This is a genomic window from Segetibacter koreensis DSM 18137 (genome assembly GCF_000374045.1).
Taxonomy (GTDB): domain Bacteria; phylum Bacteroidota; class Bacteroidia; order Chitinophagales; family Chitinophagaceae; genus Segetibacter; species Segetibacter koreensis.
This window is the reverse complement of record NZ_KB893326.1, coordinates 214650-232909: the sequence shown is the minus strand read 5'-3', so window position 1 is coordinate 232909 and position 18260 is coordinate 214650. Positions and strand designations below refer to the sequence as shown.

Below are 18260 nucleotides of genomic sequence, written 5' to 3'. Positions count from 1 at the left end.
TTAAGTCATGTGAGCTTATTTACCGGTCAGGTGGCATAGTTTTTTAAGATATTTTGAAAAATAAAACACCATGGATAAGTTAGAACTAAAAGGAAAATGGAATGAAATAAAAGGCAAGGTCAAAGAATCTCATGCTGATCTTACAGACGATGACCTGGAATACGAAGAAGGGCAGGATGACAAGTTATTAGGCCGTTTACAACAAAAATTGGGTAAAACCAAAGATGAATTGATCGAATGGTTAAGGTCATTAGGGTAGTAACATTAGTATAAAGTAATTAATGATAATTCTTTGAACTCCTTTATTACCGAAAATGCCCTGCAGGTTTCATTTTATGAACCTTGCTGGGCATTTTTGAATTGTCTGATAATACGTAACACGCAGCAATAAACATAAATGCTTGAATGCTTGTCAAAGCGAAAATGTAAAAAAGAGTACTTTTTTTTACATCCTAGCCCATTACCTTGTCAAAAAAAGTTACAATAGTAAACGGGATGAGACAATTCAAAGAACGATTTCGTATTCTAACACCCTGTCAATCTCACACCTCGATTCCTAAAGATTTCATTTCCATTTCCTGGCTTCTTTCGATCAATCCTATTTTATAAGAATGTTCTATTGCTGCTCTGCTGTGTTCAAAATGACAAACCGGTACGCCTGCTTCTTCAATATTTTTAATTAGTTCCTTTACATTACTGATATTTTTATCATAAACATGCCGCAGGTACACACTTATTATCCTTCCCTGGAAGTGTTTAACTATACCTGCATAAATGGTAGGGTCTTGCTGAGAATCGTCGCCAAATAAAACGAACTTTTGATTAGGATAAGCCTCGAGTATACGTGCAATACGCATAAACTTTGTCGCATGCTTCGTGCCACCGGTTTTCCAGACTTCTGCCAGTCGCTTTATCTGGCTTAAAAGATAAACGCCTTCCGGCAACTCATTCTTTCTTGTAAATTCCTTTATAAAGTCATACAAGTTCCATTCACTGCTCGATACATAAAAAAAGGGATTGAGATTACCGTTATTAGTATGTGCATTAGCCAGCAGCCTGTAGTGATTTACCACACCTTCAAAAGGCTTACGGCTATGAGCATTTTTAGTAAACAAAACATATAATCGCTTCCTTAAATTAGAAGAATGTGAAATTAAAAAAGTGTCATCTATATCTGAAACAAAAGCATATTGATTATTGTGTGGAACATAAACTGAACCTTCACCTGTTGCAAGAATATTTATAAAATCATTTTCATTAGTATAATATTGAATCAGAACTTTATGTAGGCCGGGAGATAAAGGAGTTTCGGGCTGCCATTCAAATCTAAAAAAGCCATCGCTTGCAGTAGTTGCTTCGTAAATTTTGTTGCCCCACTGCATTCTTACCCTTGCGCCTGGAATACGAACGACCATAAAAGAGCGCAAAAGAGCAAAAGTGTTTGTCCAGAAGTTTTGCCGGTATTTTTTGCGCGGCAAAGGGCTTAAACTAAAAACATGTCCAAAAATGATCATCAGGGATGCCGTTCCATATCCATGATAAACTTTTACGACAGGTTCATTGCAAAGCCTGAAAAGAAGAAAAGCTTTTCTTTTTAATTTCTTATAAAAAGAAACTTTTTTACCGAAACCAATTTTAAATTCCTCATTTTGCATAATATCACATTCATTTTCAAATTATAAAGATATCAACAATGCCATCTACTCTCTTATTTGTAATAAATCCCGTGTCAGGAGGTAGACAGAAAACAGAATATGAAGATGCTATAAAAAAATATTACGAAAAACTTCCTCACAAGGTAAAATACTTTTTACTCAATGGCAAAAATGATGCGGAGGAATTAGATAAGTGTATTGAGCAGGAAAAACCGCATAAAGTAGTAGCTGTAGGAGGAGATGGCACGGTAAGTATGGTTGCAAAAAAGATATTAGGAACAGATATGCAACTGGCAATTTTACCGGCTGGTTCTGCAAATGGGATGGCTCGTGAATTAAATATTTCACTTAACATTGAAGAAGCTCTGGATACGGTAGAAAAGGGCAAAGTAAAAAAGATAGATGCTATATGTATAAATAATGAAATTTGCCTGCATTTGAGTGATATTGGTTTAAATGCCCGGCTGATAAAATATTTTGAAGAAGGAAATATGCGGGGAAAGTGGGGCTATGCCAAAGTTGCGTTGAAAGTGCTTTTAAGGAAGCAAAATATCCGGGTTATTATAAAGGCAAAAGAAAAGGAAATAAAAAGAGATGCTTTTATGGTAGTGCTTGCCAATGCAAGCAAATATGGTACAGGAGCAGTTATTAACCCAAAAGGAGATTTATTTGACGGCCTGTTCGAAGTGGTAATTATAAGACAATTGGGCTTTTCCACACTTTTAAAAGTTTGGTTCAGACCCCGAAATCTAGATCCTAAAAAAATTGAAGTGATACAGGCAGAGAGTGTACAGATTCACACGCATCGTAAAGTAGACTTCCAGGTCGATGGCGAATATATTGGAAAAGTGAATGAAGTGAATGCTGACATTTTACCGGCAATTTTAAATATTATACTTCCTGAATAACTTTTGCACTTCCTTCCAGTCATTCTTTTTTAGCCGCTGAGTTATTCTATTTTGTAAAGCCATATTTATGAAAAAGATTTTTTTGCCTGTTTTTTTATTTATTTCTATCATTTCTTTTAGCGAAATCATTAATTACCCCTACCCTGTCAATTACTTTAACCTGTTAATTGAAGGACAAAATGCGAAAATGGCGTTTATGGATGTAAAGCCTGCTGCTGCTAATGGTAAAACCGTCATATTATTTCATGGAAAAAATTTTAATGGTTTTTATTGGAAAGATGTAATTCCTTTTTTAACGAAGGCAGGTTACAGAGTGATTGTGCCTGACCAGGTAGGTTGGGGCAAATCATCAAAACCTAATATTCATTATAGCTTTTTTCTCCTTGCAAATAACAATGCTAAACTGCTAGATTCGCTTGGTATAGATAAAGTAACAGCAGTTGGCCATTCCATGGGTGGAATGCTTGCCACAAGATTTTCACTTATGTTTTCACAAAGAGTGCAAAAGCTTGTTCTTGAAAATCCTATAGGCTTAGAAGATTACAGTGCCTTTGTTCCCTATAAATCTCTTGAAGATGTATATAAAAACGAAGCTAACCAAACGTATGAGTCGATTAAAAAATACCAGCAATCCTATTATCCTGCATGGAAAGAGGAATACGAACCTTATGTGCAGGCGCAGGCCATACAATTGAAAGATACGAACTATGCACAAACAGCTATGGTAAATGCAATTACTTATGAAATGATTTATGAACAACCTGTTGTGTATAGCTTTGATAGTTTACACGTTCCAACTTTATTGATAATAGGCCAGGCAGACAAAACAGTAGTTGGAAAAAGCAGCCTTACAGAAGAACAGAAAAAAGTCTATGGAAATTACCCTCTACTTGGCCGAAAAACAGCGGCAAGAATAAAGGACTCAAAACTGGTTGAATTACCAGGTGTCGGACACATTCCTCACATACAAGACTTACAGGTTTACAAGCAACATTTGCTTTCTTTCCTTGAGAATGAGGTGAATAACAAGTAGATTATTATTTGTAAGAATAAATTGCAGATGAATATTTGCATAAAATTTTTCTTTAAACGTTTCTGAATATAAAAGTGCTTTAATGTTTTTTATTGTTTCAAAACTTGCTTACTTTTTTATAGCCCCTTTAAACTGGATAATAGCTTTATTAATATGGAGGTTTTTTACAAAATCACTTGTAATAAAAAAGGGACTTTCTATTGTAATAATTGTATTTGTGCTGTTTTTTGGAAATGAAGTTATTTATACTAGGCTGGTCACTGCATGGCAACCAAAGCCGGTTCAAATAAATAAACTGGGTAATTATGAAGCAGGTATTTTATTAGGCGGTTTGAGCAGTTTTGATAAATACGGAAAAGGTTTTTTAAACGCGGCAAGCGACCGGCTTGTGGAAATATTAGTTTTATACAAAACAAAGAAAATAAAAAAAATAGTCATTAGCGGCGGAAGTGTTTACAACGACAGGCCAAAAGAAGCAAATTACCTATATAAAACATTATTATTGTTAGGGATTCCGGGGCAGGATTTGATAATAGAAAATCGATCAAGAACAACTTTTGAAAATGCGATATATACGAAAGAGATAATTGATTCATTAAAACTTCCTCCTCCTTTCGTTTTAGTAACTTCAGCCATGCACGAACCGAGGGCAGAAAAGGTTTTTGCCAAAGCAGGATTGCCGGTTGTAGCCTTCCCGTCAGATTTTAGGGTTTTAGATAAAAAGTTTGATTTTGATGATTACTTCATTCCCAAATTGTACACCATTAGTGACTGGAATATGTTTTTAAAGGAAGTATTTGGCTTACTAGGCTACAAGCTTTTCGGTAAGGTTTGATGCTCCAATAAGATTGCTTGCTGGTGATTTCTATTCCACTAATTTCAATTTATACTATACAGCCTAAGAAATTAAAACAATGTAAGTTATATTTATATTCTTTAAATTTTCCCACATCACTTTAGTCAGCAAACAAAAATTACTATTATGAATACAAGTGTGAGTGTTAAACAAAACTGGCCTGAAATCCCTTTTAATGATTGGAAAGATACGTTTTACACAGTGCAGTTGTGGTTGCAAATTGTAGGAAAAATAAGGCTTAGAAAAATGCCGTGGACGAATCACTCATGGCACGTGACATTCTATGTGTCACCTGTGGGATTAACAACAGGAAGCATTCCCTACGAAAATGGAGTTTTTCAAATTGATTTCGATTTTCAACACCACCAGGTTTTAATAACATCGAGCGAAGGCAGAATTGAGAAAATGGATTTATACCCCCGTACTGTGGCAAGCTTTTACAAGGAGCTTTTTGACAAATTAGAGAACATGGGTATACGAGCTGTTATTTATGCAGTTCCTAATGAGATTGAACCTGCCATTCCTTTTAAAGAAGATGAGACACATAAATCATACGACAAGGAGAAAATGAATTTATACTGGAAGGCATTGATAAGTGCTCACAATGTTTTTACCAGGTTTAGAGCGCGCTTCATCGGCAAGTGCAGCCCTGTTCATGTTTTTTGGGGAGCCTTTGATTTAGCTGTCACAAAATTTTCTGGAAGAAAAGCGCCAAAACATCCCGGCGGTATGCCAAATATTCCATTGAAAGTAATGCAGGAATCATATTCTCACGAGGTAAGCAGTTGCGGCTTCTGGCCAGGAAGCGAACAATTTCCGATGCCTGCATTTTATGCTTACTGCTATCCTACACCTGCTGCGTTTGGAGAACAAGAGGTACGACCAAAAGAAGCATTTTACAGTAAGGAAATGGGTGAATTTTTTCTTCCGTATGACGTGGTTCGGCAGGCCGAAAATCCTGAAGAGACCTTATTACAATTTCTGCAATCTACATACGAAGCAGCAGCTAAGACAGGCAATTGGGACAGAGAAAAATTAGAATTTGATTTTTCAGAATTTGAACGATAATGCTTTAAATTATATTTTAATACTCAGCGTACACTTCATGTTTGTAACACCAAATCCATCGCTCTCCTGGTTCTGCAGATATAACTACCGGATGGTTTGACCTGTGGTAGTGCTTCGTCATATGTTTATGTGGTGAACTATCGCAGCATAAGGTAACACCACAAGCCTGGCATATGCGCAGATGAACCCACTCACTGTTTGTTTTTACGCATTCCTCACAAACATGATTTGTCTCTTGTTTAAACTCTCTTATATTATTAATGTCTTCACAAACGTTCTTCATAACTTTATTTTTTATAAGCCCATAACCAGTCGCTTTAATGGAAGATGTATAACAATAGCTGCTAAACGATCAATACAGTTCATACAAACTAGCTGAGGATAAAGATAATTGTTGTTACGGCAAGCATTTTTATTACCATCATTTTTGCCAGCTTAATAACCCATCAAAAAACGTTTTTAGTTTAAAGGGCTTTCTTTCAACTTTATCCTTTTCTTTCTATCCACTTAAAATCTTCAGATTTTGGCAGCCGCTCAAATGTTGGAGAAACAATTTCTGAAGGTACAGTTAATTTACGCTTTGCAGTATCAATCCAAGCTCCATCTACAGTAATAATAGCCGATACAATATCTCCATTTTTAATTATCTCATGTTGCATCGTCCACCTGCTATACGTGGGGGAGCATTGCTTTAAAACAAGATTGATAGAAACGACATCATTAAAGTGAATTTCTCTTTTAAAGACACATTCTTCTCTGAATAATATCGGCCCCAAATGATATTGCATCAATACAGATGTACCTAAGCCATTTTCTGTCAGAAAGCACATACGAATGTAAGCGCCCATATCGTAATACACAGAATGTCGCAGATGAAAATTAGGATCCAGGTCGCTCCATCTGATTTCAACAGGTTTTGTATAAGAAGCCATTTTAAAATATTATTTGGTTAGCAAGACCATCAATAAAAGTCAATCAATATTGAGAACAATTATATCTAAAATCTTTAAATTTTATATGCAAACTTATGCTAACCGGGAGGTAGCATATAAGGTAGATTGGGGCAAAAGAATCCAGCCTTTTAAGAAGAGCTGAAATTTAATTACATGTCGAACAATTGAAGCAAAATTTAGAGGATTTGTGGGATTACCGGCAATTAAAATATTACACTATAAATAATTTAGCTCTACCGTCTCGCAGCAATAATCCCACAAATTTTAAAATTTTAAGGTTTAGATTGTTTTCCCTGCGGCGCACCGGTTTTTCCACCTCCAACTCTTGATCCCGAGCCCTGGCCATGAGAACCACTGGATGAAGTAGAGTCTCCACTGACACTATTAAGAGCAGAGGTATCGCCTGTTTGCATTACACTATCAGATGCCCTTTTTACACTGTCTGCAGGTGTTGCAGTGCCTGCGTTTGTGGCATCGCTCCCGTTATTTGTGGAATCATTGTTTCCGCTTCCACATGCAGTAAATGCTGCTATTGCTACAATTGCCAGTAATCTTTTCATTGGAATAATTTGGGTTAATGATATAAATATTAAAAAGGCATTAATTCAATTTTAATGCTTAATAGTACTTACAACCCTATTCAATTTTTTTGCCACCTATTTTTTTCTGAAAAATATCCGTATCGGCACACCTGTAAACTGAAAATGTTGCCTTAACTGATTTTCGAGATAATTTTTGTAAGGAGTTTTTATATCATCGGGGTAATTGGTAAAAAAAGCAAACGAAGGTACATGTGTCGGTAGTTGTGTAATATATTTAATCTTTACAGCATTACCACGGACAACGGGTGCATGATATGCTTCCACCGCCTTTAACATTACATCGTTCAGAATAGAAGTAGCTATTTTCCTGGTCTTATTGTCAAAAACTTCCAGTGCCACTTCCATAGCTTTCATAATACGCGTCTTCTCTTTTGCTGAAACAAAAATAATTGGCACATCAGTAAAAGGAGCTAACTTCTCTTTCAATTCCTTTTCATAATCGCGGGAGGTATTGGTTTCTTTTTCTACAAGGTCCCATTTGTTTACCAGAACCACTATCCCCTTTCCCTTTTTTACAGCGAGGCTGAAAATATTTAAATCCTGTGCAGTTATACCCTTGGTTGCATCAAGCAATAGCAAACAAACGTCAGCCTCATCCATTGCGCGTATAGCTCGTATTACAGAATAAAACTCCAGGTCTTCGCTCACTTTTGTTTTGCGCCGGATACCTGCTGTATCTATCAGCACAAACTCTTTTTGAAACATGTTGTAATGCGTATGGATAGTATCGCGTGTGGTACCTGCTATCGAACTTACTATTGTACGCTCCTGCCCTACCAGCGCGTTTAACAATGATGATTTCCCCACATTTGGCTGCCCTATAATCGCAAACTTTGGAAGCTCACTTTTTTCAAGTGCATCCTCAGAAGCTTCAGGTGTTATAAGTTCAGCTACAGCATCCAAAATTTCACCTGTTCCGCTACCACTAATGCTGCTGACAAAAAATATCTTGTCAAATCCGAGGCTATAAAATTCGGCTGCTTCGAGCAACCGTTCGCTGTTATCAACTTTATTTACACATAAAAAAACAGGCTTAGTGCTGCGTCGTAACAAGTCTGCTACAGAATCATCAAGATCTGTGATACCAGTTGTTACGTCTACCATAAAAATAATTGCATTTGCTTCTTCTATGGCAATTTTAACCTGTTTACGGATTTCTGTTTCAAAAATATCTGATGTATCAGGCACAAATCCGCCTGTATCTATCACGTTAAAAGATTTACCTGTCCATTCGGTTACACCGTATTGCCGGTCACGGGTAACGCCGCTAACATCATCCACTATCGCTTTTCGCTGCTCAAGAAGGCGATTAAAAAAAGTGCTTTTGCCTACATTTGGCCGTCCTACTATTGCTACTGTAAATACCATAAGTCCCTAACCCCTAAAAGGTAATTTTTTTGACTCTTGCCCTAACGGGAAAGAAATTGTTATTAATTTTTTGAACGCGCTTTCGCTCTTCTCCCAACATCGTTGTGTCACTCACTTGTACTTACGCGCCACTGTCAACTTGCAAAATTGTCGGCGCTTGCCTTCATCCTCAGCTAGTGTAACCATACTCCCTCAGTTTCATTTCATCATCTCTCCATCTATTCTTTACTTTTACAAACAGCTCCAAAAATACTTTTTGACCAAGAAATTCTTCAATGTCTTTTCGCGCCAGACTTCCTACCTGCTTTATCATTTTTCCGCCTTCACCAAGTATAATCGCTTTCTGGCTTTCTCTCTGCACAATAATATCTGCCTGAATTTTTATAAGGCTGGTTTTTTCTTTAAACTCATTTACCACAACGGTTGTATGATAAGGAATTTCATCTCCGAACAATTCAAAAATTTTTTCCCTTACCATTTCACCCACAAAAAACTTTGTAGGCAAGTCAGTCAGATCTTCTTCATCATAGAAAGGCTGTCCTTCTTTCAAATATGTAAGTATAAGTTCAAGCAGTTTATCTACATTTTTACCTGCAGTTACCGATATTCCTATCCACTCTTTACAATAAGATTTGCCTGAAAAGAAGTTTTTTGCCTGTTCTTCTTTATCGCCCTTTGCGAGGTCTGTTTTTGTAGTAATTACAATTGAAGGCACTTTTAGTTTCAACGAACTAAAAATGGCATCTGCTTCTTCCCAACTGTCATTTATATCTACCAGCAACAAAGCAACATCTGCATCTTCCAAGCTGCTTTTTACCGCCTTCATCATTTTCTCGTGCAGCTTGTACTTAGGCTCAATAATACCGGGAGTATCGGAGAAAATAATTTGATATTCCCATTCTTTATTTAAAAAAGCTTTAATACGATGCCTTGTTGTTTGAACTTTATGGCTTACAATTGCCATCTTCTCTCCTATCAAAGCATTTAATAAAGTGCTTTTACCCGCGTTGGGTTTACCAAAAATATTTACAAAACCAACTTTCATAGTATAAATAAGCCGATATGCACATTTTGTGCTATTCGGGCTATTATTACTTGCAAAAGTAAGAGTTTAAAACCTAAGAGATTTTATAATTGAGTTTTAAACAATTGAAGTGATTAAAAACACCTGGTATTAACAGTAGAAGATGATGTTAAAAAGGAAAATTGCTATTCCTGAACTTTCCCGCATTTAAGTATTCTCCTTTCATCCCCGTAACTTTGCACCTCTTTTTTGCTGCTATATCGATTAAACTTTCTAACAAAATAAATATCCACGAAAAGAGGTGTGGTACAAAACCTTTTTTCAATAAATTTAAAACTTATTTCAGAATATATAAAAAAAGTGATAACTGAATTAAACATTCAAAACCTTTTACAGCAGACCATGTGTATTTTGAAGAAAAGAACATTTTTGGATAACAAAAACTAGAATTAAAAATATACAACGCATAATAAAAATGAACTTATTTGAACAACAGGCAAGGGAATTCGGTGAAAGACATATTGGGCCAAACGAGCAGGAAACGGAGGAAATGCTGAAAACAATCGGGGTATCATCTCTAGATGAGCTCATCGATAGAACAGTACCGAAGGATATTCGAATAAAAAAGACGTTAGATGTGGCAGGACCTGTAAGTGAATATGAATATCTTAATGAACTTAGAAAAACCGCAGCAAAAAACACAGTTTTTAAAAGCTATATAGGCCGGGGATATTACGATACGATTACTCCCAGCGTAATTCTTCGTAACCTTTTTGAAAATCCCGGCTGGTACACCCAGTACACGCCTTACCAGGCAGAGATCGCACAAGGAAGGCTTGAAAGTCTTCTCAATTTTCAAACCATGGTTAGTGACCTTACTGCTTTGCCAATTGCCAACGCTTCTTTATTAGATGAGGGCACTGCGGCGGCTGAAGCAATGTCGATGCTTTATAACCATAAGAACAAGGGCGAAAAAGTTACTTCGCCTAAATTTTTTGTTGATAAAAACATTTTTCCTCAAACAAAAGACATACTAATTACCAGGGCTATACCGATTAAGGTTGAAATAGTAACAGGGGATTTTACAACAGCGGAATTAGATGAAACTTATTTTGGAGTAATTGTTCAATACCCTAATAATGATGGTGCTGTAGAAGACTACCGCAGCTTTTTTAAAAAAGCTCATGCAGTAAATGCAAAAGTGGTAATGGCTACTGATCTATTGGCGCTCACACTATTGACACCTCCGGGAGAGTTAGGTGCTGATGTAGCAATTGGATCTTCACAAAGATTTGGTGTGCCTATGGGATTCGGAGGTCCTCATGCTGCATTTTTTGCAACCCAGGATGAATTTAAACGAGTTATCCCTGGGCGCATAATAGGTGTAAGTATAGATATGCATGGCAACAGGGCTTTGCGTATGGCATTGCAAACACGTGAGCAACACATTCGTCGTGAAAAAGCCACCAGTAATATTTGCACAGCACAGGCATTGCTTGCTAATATGGCTGCTATGTACGCGGTCTATCATGGTCCCGCGGCGTTAAAAGCTATTGCTAAAAGGGTAAGTTTACTCGCACATGCTATCAGCAAAGAATTGAGGGAAATGGGATTTGAACAAGTAAACGAATTCTTTTTTGATACGATAAAAGTGAAAGTGAATGATGTGGATGTAATCCGGAAAATTGCAGAGTCTCAAAAAATAAATCTACATTATTTAAAAGAAGGTTATGTAGGCATTGCGGTAGATGAAACAACTGCGCAATGCGATGCCCTTGATATTCTTCATGTATTTGCAGAAAGCATTGGTCTTGGTCATGCAGGTGTAATGTTTGACTATGACACCAATCTGGATAATATTCCTACTGCGCTAACCCGCACCTCTTCTTATTTACAGCATCCTGTATTTAATACCCATCATAGTGAAACAGAAATGATGCGTTACCTTAAATCTTTAGAAAATAAAGATCTGAGTCTGGCGCATTCCATGATTCCGCTTGGTAGTTGTACCATGAAATTAAATGCTGCAACAGAACTAATTCCGGTCAGTTGGCCTGAGTTTTCTAAAATTCATCCTTTTGCCCCTTCCGATCAATGGCAAGGTTATCACCAGATTATTGTTGAGCTCGAAAACTGGCTTAGCAGCATTACGGGATTTACAGCAACGTCACTACAACCTAATAGCGGTGCCCAGGGTGAATATGCGGGTTTACTTGCAATTAAAGGATATCACGGAGATAGAAATGAAGCACATAGAAACGTTATTTTAATTCCCATTTCTGCCCATGGTACAAACCCGGCGAGTGCGGTAATGGCCGGCTTTAAAGTTGTCGTTACCCGGTGTGATGAAGCAGGTAATATAGATATTGAAGATTTACAAAAAAATGCTGAAAAATATAAAGACAATCTTGCTGGTTTAATGGTTACTTACCCCAGCACACACGGGGTGTTTGAAGAGGGTATCAAAGAGATTTGTGATATTATTCATACAAATGGCGGAATGGTTTACATGGATGGCGCAAATATGAACGCTCAAGTAGGCTTAACTGCTCCGGGTTATATTGGTGCAGATGTTTGTCACCTCAATCTTCATAAAACGTTTGCCATTCCTCACGGTGGCGGCGGACCAGGTATGGGACCAATTTGTGTAAATGAAAAACTTGCCCCGTTTTTACCTGGTCATGTAAATATTAACAAGGGCAATAAAACGAATGCAGTTAGTGCTGCTCCATATGGCAGTGCCAGTATCTTGCTTATTAGTTATGCCTATATTAAGTTATTAGGTGCAGAAGGTTTGAAAAAAGCAACCCAATATGCTATTCTCAATGCCAACTATATGAAGGCCAGGCTCCAAGGACATTATAAGATTTTATACAGTGGGAAAAACAATACTTGTGCTCACGAATTTATTGTAGACCTGAGGCCTTTTAAAAGTTTAGGCATTGAAGCCGAAGATGTTGCAAAGCGCTTAATGGATTACGGTTTTCATGCTCCTACTCTTAGCTTTCCTGTTGCCGGAACAATCATGATTGAACCTACAGAAAGTGAGCCTAAAGCTGAACTTGACCGTTTTTGTGAAGCCTTGATACAAATACATGAAGAAATAATGGCCATTGAAAATGCAACAGCAGACAAAACCGATAATGTATTGAAAAATGCCCCCCACAGTTTGCAAGTGATCACTTCTGATGAATGGAAGCATGCTTATACACGTTCTCAGGCTGCTTACCCCCTTACCTATCTCCGTGACAATAAATTTTGGCCTGCAATTAGCCGCGTCAATAATACTTATGGGGACAGGAATTTGATCTGTACGTGTGAACCCATTGAAGCGTACGAAGAAATGGGAGTAAGCTAATTTACCCTCGTGGAAATATTAAGCCAATTATTAAAAGTCAATCAGTTAATAATTTTTTTAAAAAGAACACCAGCTTAAAAAGTTGGTGTTCTTTTTATTTAGGAATTACAGTTAGAGCTAAACATTCAATTATCGGCTTCGGAAACTTCTTTTATCACAGCTACCGGTATTGCAATTATGGATTATAATGTTTAATATTAAGTTAAAATTTAATTAATTTAATCTTTTACTTATGAAGCAAAAACTATATTTATTGGTGTCAGCCTTCTTACTGGTATCACTTTTTTCTGTGGCTCAATCATATGAGGGAAAAGAATCAAAACCTTATTTTGGACAAACAGGAATTAAAAAGAAAGTATCAGAGCTGCAGGCAGTAAAAGCGAAGGCAAAAAAAGCACTCGATTCAACTAGTATCAGTCCCTTAAAATTTCGTTTGAACAAGTTTCCAAACTTCTCAAAACCAAATAAAGATGGTCATATTATAGGAAGCACAGAACCGCAAAGGGAAGGAGAAGACGAAGATGCTAAAAGGGCTTTAAAAGATCATTCTTCCGCAGTTAGCTCTGTTACGACTCAGCAAATATGGTCTAATTTTCTAAGCACTGATTTCTACGAACATCCTGTGGGATGGCCACCTGATCCCAATGGAGATGTTGGTGCTTCCCAGGTAATTGTAGCTACTAATTTAGGTATTAAAGTGTTTGACAAACCTGCTGTTACCGACGTTCCGATTGTTACTCCTAATGGCTATTCCAGGAAGATAGCCGCTTCAACGCTTTTCCTTACATTAGATCAATTCTTTTCACCGGTATTACCTCTAGGAAGTTCGATTTCTGATCCCCATATAAGATACGATCGACTAAGTAAACGCTGGTTTGTTGCTGCAATTGAATATAACTCTTCATTTGAAAACAACCTGATATTTTTGGCAATAAGTGATGGAGATAAAGTTACCGGTGCATCCAGTTTTACTTATTACTCATTTAACTCGTCACTATTTCCATATAATAAAGATGCTCCTTATGCACCCTTTCTTGACTTTCCGATGCTGGGCGTTGACAAACATTCTGTTTTAATTGGTGGAAACCAGTTTGGGTATGATTCTATCATGTTCGCAGGTTATGTAATCGACAAAGAAAAATTAATTAAAGGTAAACTAACGGTATATCCATTTGAATTAGGGAACATAGACAGGTCAACAGGATCTGTAACGGGAGCAATTGTACCGCAAGCAGTACATAATAATGACCCTGGTTCTAAAAAAAGCTTTTTCATAGGTTTAAATGCAGATTACGATGGACTGGTAATAGCCAATATAGAATATGACAAAAAAAACAAACCAAAGCTTGCATCAGAAACCACTGTAAGGACCCAAGCATTTAACGCTCCCCGAGATAATAGTTCTCCCGGCGGCCTGACAGCGATTGACCCATTAGATGGTCGTTTGTTTGCTGCCGCTATTTATAAAAATAAACTTACGGGAAACAGCAGCTTATGGACCGCACATGCTATTGGGGTAAATAAATCAGGGAAATTTATTAATGGTAATGACAGTGACTTTGTAAGGGAAGCCAGAACGGGCTCGAGATGGTATAAAATAGGCAATATTTATACAAAACCGGGTTTACTGCAATCGGGCACTATTTACGATGACTCTCAAGCTAGCGGTCGAAGAGCGGTACAATATTTTAATCCTAGTGTCGCAGCAAGTGGACAGGGTCATTCTATTGTAGGTGGTACCACAGATGCTTATAATCAATACATAAACGTATTTGCAGCAGGGCGATATTTAGGAGATGAATCAGGAAAAACGAGAGCTCCGGTAAAAGTTACAAATACTACCGCTATCTACGCTCCATATATTCTCGATCGGTTAGGCAACAGAAATTATGTTGGAAGATGGGGCGATTTTAGTCAAACTGTAGTAGACCCCTTAGATGATCAAACCATCTGGACTTTCCAGGAATATGCTAATGTAGATGATAGCTATGGTGTTCGTGCAGTGCAATTTAAAGCGCCCCCACCTGCAACTCCTGCACCCGTTGGAATGGTATCCAATAAAGCCGATACTACTATAACGCTTGAAGGTACATCCGTGGATAATTCCGGATTTTTTGATCCCGGAAAAGATGAAGGCGGTCCTGGTTACAACCGGCTTTCTATAAAATCAACAGGAAGTATAATTGTAAGCAACATAAAGTTTATAAGCCCTACAAAGATCTCTTTCAGGCTTAATATTAAAAATAAGCCTGGGGGACAATACCTACTCATAATTACAAATCCTGACGGACAACTTGTAGTTACAAGTTATACCATTACTACAGGTACTCCTACAATAACTTCAGGAAACAATTCTGCAGTGCAAAAAGCTCTGGCAGATAAAATAGCAAAAAGTTATATTACAGGAAGTGAGGTATATCCCAATCCAACAACCGATAATGTTACACTGCAAATAGATGCTGCAAAAGAGCACATAGCAAAAATCGTTTTAGTAGACATAAATGGAAAGCAGGTTTTTGAAAAGACTTATGGCTTTTCAAAAGGGAATAACCAGGTTGTCTTGCCAACTCAGCAATTTACTAAAGGCACATATATAGCGGTTGTATATAACGCCGACAATGTTTTGATAGCAACTCAAAAAATAGTGAAACAATAAGTGTTCCCCCTTAAAAGAATTTGGATAAGATATGTACTTAAAGAGGTTGTCCAAGGGACAACCTCTTTATATTTGTTTTATATGCTTCAATCTTAATATTGCGTTATTAGGTGAAGTGTAAAGAACGAAACTACGGCGCAAAACGAAGTCATTTTTTAACTAATACACTTTGCGCCTTTACCACTTTTCTTGCATGCAAAGTATAATAAGATATAATTGCACTACCCGCCATTAGTACCGCACCTAATAAAAAAGGCGCTCCTGCAAAATGAACAGGTGCGTTGGTTTTAGTAAAATAGGCGAAGAGATTGGTCATAACCAAAGGACCAACAATTGATGTCACACTCATTAAACTGGTTAATGCGCCCTGCAATTCACCCTGTTCGTTGGAAGGGACCTGCCCCGATATAATACTTTGCAACGCAGGGCCAGCTATGCCGCCAAGACAATATGGTATCAGAAAGACAAACATCATCCAAGTTTGGGAGGCAAAGGCAAAAAGTAACAAGCCCAGTGCATACAAGGTTAATCCTACATAGACACTTTTTTCATTTCCCAACTTTGGGTTGATAAAACGCATCAATCCTCCCTGCACTATAGCTACCAATAACCCAACCATACCAAGTGAATAACCGATCATGGACTCAGACCATTGAAACTTTTCTATGTTTATGAATGTCCAGGTGCTTTGTACTGCATGGGCCGCAATATAAACCAATACCAAAGAGCCAATCAATCCGCCCAAGGAGGGATATTTCTTTAACTGCAATAATGAACCAAGCGGGTTTGCCCGTTTCCAGCTAAAGGGTCTCCGGTTCTCTTTACTTAATGACTCAGGCAAAATAAAATATCCATATAAAGCATTTAGTAATGCTAATACTGCAGCTACTACAAAAGGTAGTCTCGCTCCATATTGCCCCAACACTCCGCCAACCACAGGGCCTATAATAAAACCGAGACCAAACGCTGCACCTATCATTCCAAAATTTTGTGCCCTGTTTTCGTCGGTACTGATATCTGCGATATAAGCTGTTGCAGTCGTAAAACTTGCGCCAGTAATACCAGCAATTACTCGCCCTAAAAAAAGCCACCCAATAGTTGGAGCGATTGATAAAAGAATATAGTCGATACCAAAACCAGCAAGAGAAAAAAGCAAAACAGGCCGGCGTCCATATTTATCACTAAGATTACCTAAAACAGGTGCAAACAAAAATTGCATAAAGGCGTAGGCAAATGTTAGCCAGCCACCCCATCTGCTGGCGTCACTTATGCCTCCGTGTATAAGTTGCTCTATCAGTTTTGGAAAAACAGGAATGATTAAACCAAAGCCAGTTACATCAATTAGAAGGGTAATGAAAATGAAACCAATTGCGGCTTTTGTAGATACAGCCATAAAAGTTAGTATTGAAAATTTTATGCGCAAAGTTGTCGATTTTTGGACCAACAAAACAAATCCGCTTTTTATTCCAATAAAAATTGATACTAAGTAAAATGATGCTTAATTGATAAATATTTAGACAAAACCAAATCATTAAAAAAACTACTTGTGCATTTTTGTCATACGACTATTGATCTTTTTCACATAAGTTTCTTCCACTATCACCATTACTATAGCAACTAAAGGCGTTGCTAATATTAACCCCCATCCACCTGATATAAGGCCCATAAACAGTTGAGCAATGATAATAAGAGCTGCAGGCATTTTAATGAGCTTTTGTTGTATAGAAGGCGTTATAACATTTCCTTCAAAAATCTGGAGAAGCAGATAGACTACAGCTACCACAATTGCCTTATTGATGCTTTGGGTTAAGGCGATCAGTATTGCAGGAACCATTGAAATTAAAGGTCCGAAATTGGGGATAAAGTTTAAAACTCCCGCTATCAATGCCAGAGCAATTGCCATAGGCACTCCTAAAATTTCAAGCGCAATTCCTTTTAGCAAGGCAATTGCCACCATCGCTAAAATTTGTCCTTTTAACCATTTCGTTAAAGTAAAACCTATTTTTTCGAGAGTGTACTTTGTCTTTGATTTGGCCTTAAAAGGTATCAATAACATGAAGCCATTTAAATAAGTTTTCGGGGCAGCTGTAAAGAAAAGACCCAAAAACAAAACCACATAAATATCTGTAAATACACCAAAAGTACTGTTGAAAAACCTGCTGAAAAATGCATAAACTTCATTAGAAACTTCATCTGAAGATGTTCTTTCCAGAAATTTTTTACCTAAAGTCGTATTCTCCAATTGTCGTTTTGCAGTGTTAACAGTTGAGGGCAACGTTTTAGCTAATTCGGTGATTTGTTGTTGAATCGTGGCGCCCATAAACCAAAACAGCAATATAATTATTACAAATGTTAAAATAACGGATGTTATTAAAGATGCTTTTTGTGATATTAGTAGCTTTCTTTGAATCCATTCGGCAAATCCGTGAAAGAACAAGGCGATTAAGGCTCCGGCGAGAATAAGTAAAAACACACTAAACGTAACCTTAAAAAACCATATTAAAGCGACGAACAACGCAGTGATACTACAAACGATCCACACCTTTTTTTGAAAGCCTAATGATGTATCATCCGCCTCCGGTGATTGTTCGTTCATTTTTATTTCTATTAGTTTTAACTGCTTTTGTTAAGCATTTAAGCAATAAATGAAGTTACTCTTTTTTTGTTGCCTGCTTGAACTAATACAAAATATTTCGTAAGCATAACTTCTGAGCAGACAAACAAATAGCCGTAAAAGTTTAAAATAAGCGTGGTATTTTTTATTTGCTGTTAAATAAAG

At 37.2% G+C, this 18260-nt stretch carries 15 protein-coding genes; 7 read left to right on the top strand and 8 right to left on the bottom strand.

Annotation, left to right across the window (positions count from 1 at the left end):
- Positions 1-70 precede the first annotated feature (70 nt).
- A complete protein-coding gene (locus tag B154_RS0112380; RefSeq protein ID WP_018614570.1) occupies positions 71-259 on the top strand; it encodes a CsbD family protein in 189 nt (62 codons plus the stop codon).
- Between the two features lie 283 nt (positions 260-542).
- Here the strand turns inward: B154_RS0112380 and B154_RS0112375 are convergent, their stop codons facing one another.
- Complete coding sequence (locus B154_RS0112375) at positions 543-1655, bottom strand: App1 family protein phosphatidate phosphatase (protein WP_018614569.1); 1113 nt, start codon at positions 1653-1655, stop codon at positions 543-545.
- 38 nt (positions 1656-1693) lie between these two features.
- Here B154_RS0112375 and B154_RS0112370 point away from each other — a divergent pair, with 38 nt between their 5' ends.
- From B154_RS0112370 to B154_RS0112355, 4 genes are all read left to right on the top strand, one after another.
- A complete protein-coding gene (locus B154_RS0112370; protein ID WP_018614568.1) occupies positions 1694-2563 on the top strand; it encodes a diacylglycerol/lipid kinase family protein in 870 nt (289 codons plus the stop codon).
- A 67-nt stretch (positions 2564-2630) separates the two neighbouring features.
- Positions 2631-3596, top strand: a complete 966-nt coding sequence (locus B154_RS0112365) for an alpha/beta fold hydrolase (protein WP_018614567.1) — start codon at positions 2631-2633, stop codon at positions 3594-3596.
- Between the two features lie 82 nt (positions 3597-3678).
- Positions 3679-4431 carry a YdcF family protein gene (locus B154_RS0112360; protein ID WP_018614566.1) on the top strand — a complete coding sequence of 251 codons (753 nt, stop codon included), beginning with the start codon at positions 3679-3681 and terminating at the stop codon, positions 4429-4431.
- Positions 4432-4578: 147 nt separating this feature from the next.
- The gene (locus B154_RS0112355; RefSeq protein WP_018614565.1) at positions 4579-5520 is read left to right on the top strand and encodes a DUF5996 family protein; all 942 of its coding nucleotides are present in this window, start codon (positions 4579-4581) and stop codon (positions 5518-5520) included.
- A gap of 16 nt (positions 5521-5536) precedes the next feature.
- Here the strand turns inward: B154_RS0112355 and B154_RS31380 are convergent, their stop codons facing one another.
- The 5 genes from B154_RS31380 to era all read right to left on the bottom strand — a co-directional run bounded on the left by B154_RS31380 (position 5537) and on the right by era (position 9488).
- Positions 5537-5803 (bottom strand): UBP-type zinc finger domain-containing protein, encoded by a 267-nt coding sequence (locus tag B154_RS31380; protein ID WP_071595280.1) that lies wholly within the window; start codon positions 5801-5803, stop codon positions 5537-5539.
- Positions 5804-6005: 202 nt separating this feature from the next.
- Positions 6006-6452: an acyl-CoA thioesterase gene (locus tag B154_RS0112350; RefSeq protein ID WP_018614564.1), complete on the bottom strand. Its 447-nt coding sequence runs from the start codon at positions 6450-6452 to the stop codon at positions 6006-6008.
- 293 nt (positions 6453-6745) lie between these two features.
- Positions 6746-7033 (bottom strand): hypothetical protein, encoded by a 288-nt coding sequence (locus B154_RS0112345; protein ID WP_018614563.1) that lies wholly within the window; start codon positions 7031-7033, stop codon positions 6746-6748.
- 96 nt (positions 7034-7129) lie between these two features.
- Entirely contained in the window at positions 7130-8443 is a 1314-nt protein-coding gene (gene der / locus B154_RS0112340; RefSeq protein ID WP_018614562.1) for a ribosome biogenesis GTPase Der, read from the bottom strand.
- A gap of 169 nt (positions 8444-8612) precedes the next feature.
- Entirely contained in the window at positions 8613-9488 is an 876-nt protein-coding gene (gene era, locus B154_RS0112335; RefSeq protein WP_018614561.1) for a GTPase Era, read from the bottom strand.
- Positions 9489-9942: 454 nt separating this feature from the next.
- Here era and gcvP point away from each other — a divergent pair, with 454 nt between their 5' ends.
- Together gcvP and B154_RS0112320 are read left to right on the top strand one after the other, a co-directional pair.
- Positions 9943-12825, top strand: a complete 2883-nt coding sequence (gene gcvP, locus B154_RS0112325) for an aminomethyl-transferring glycine dehydrogenase (protein ID WP_018614559.1) — start codon at positions 9943-9945, stop codon at positions 12823-12825.
- A gap of 232 nt (positions 12826-13057) precedes the next feature.
- Complete coding sequence (locus tag B154_RS0112320; protein ID WP_018614558.1) at positions 13058-15481, top strand: T9SS type A sorting domain-containing protein; 2424 nt, start codon at positions 13058-13060, stop codon at positions 15479-15481.
- A 148-nt stretch (positions 15482-15629) separates the two neighbouring features.
- On the opposite strand, the gene B154_RS0112315 is transcribed toward B154_RS0112320, so the two are convergent.
- Together B154_RS0112315 and B154_RS0112310 are read right to left on the bottom strand one after the other, a co-directional pair.
- Positions 15630-16874, bottom strand: coding sequence for a TCR/Tet family MFS transporter (locus tag B154_RS0112315; RefSeq protein ID WP_018614557.1), 1245 nt, complete (start codon positions 16872-16874; stop codon positions 15630-15632).
- A 147-nt stretch (positions 16875-17021) separates the two neighbouring features.
- The gene (locus B154_RS0112310; RefSeq protein WP_018614556.1) at positions 17022-18077 is read right to left on the bottom strand and encodes an AI-2E family transporter; all 1056 of its coding nucleotides are present in this window, start codon (positions 18075-18077) and stop codon (positions 17022-17024) included.
- Positions 18078-18260: the final 183 nt, after the last annotated feature.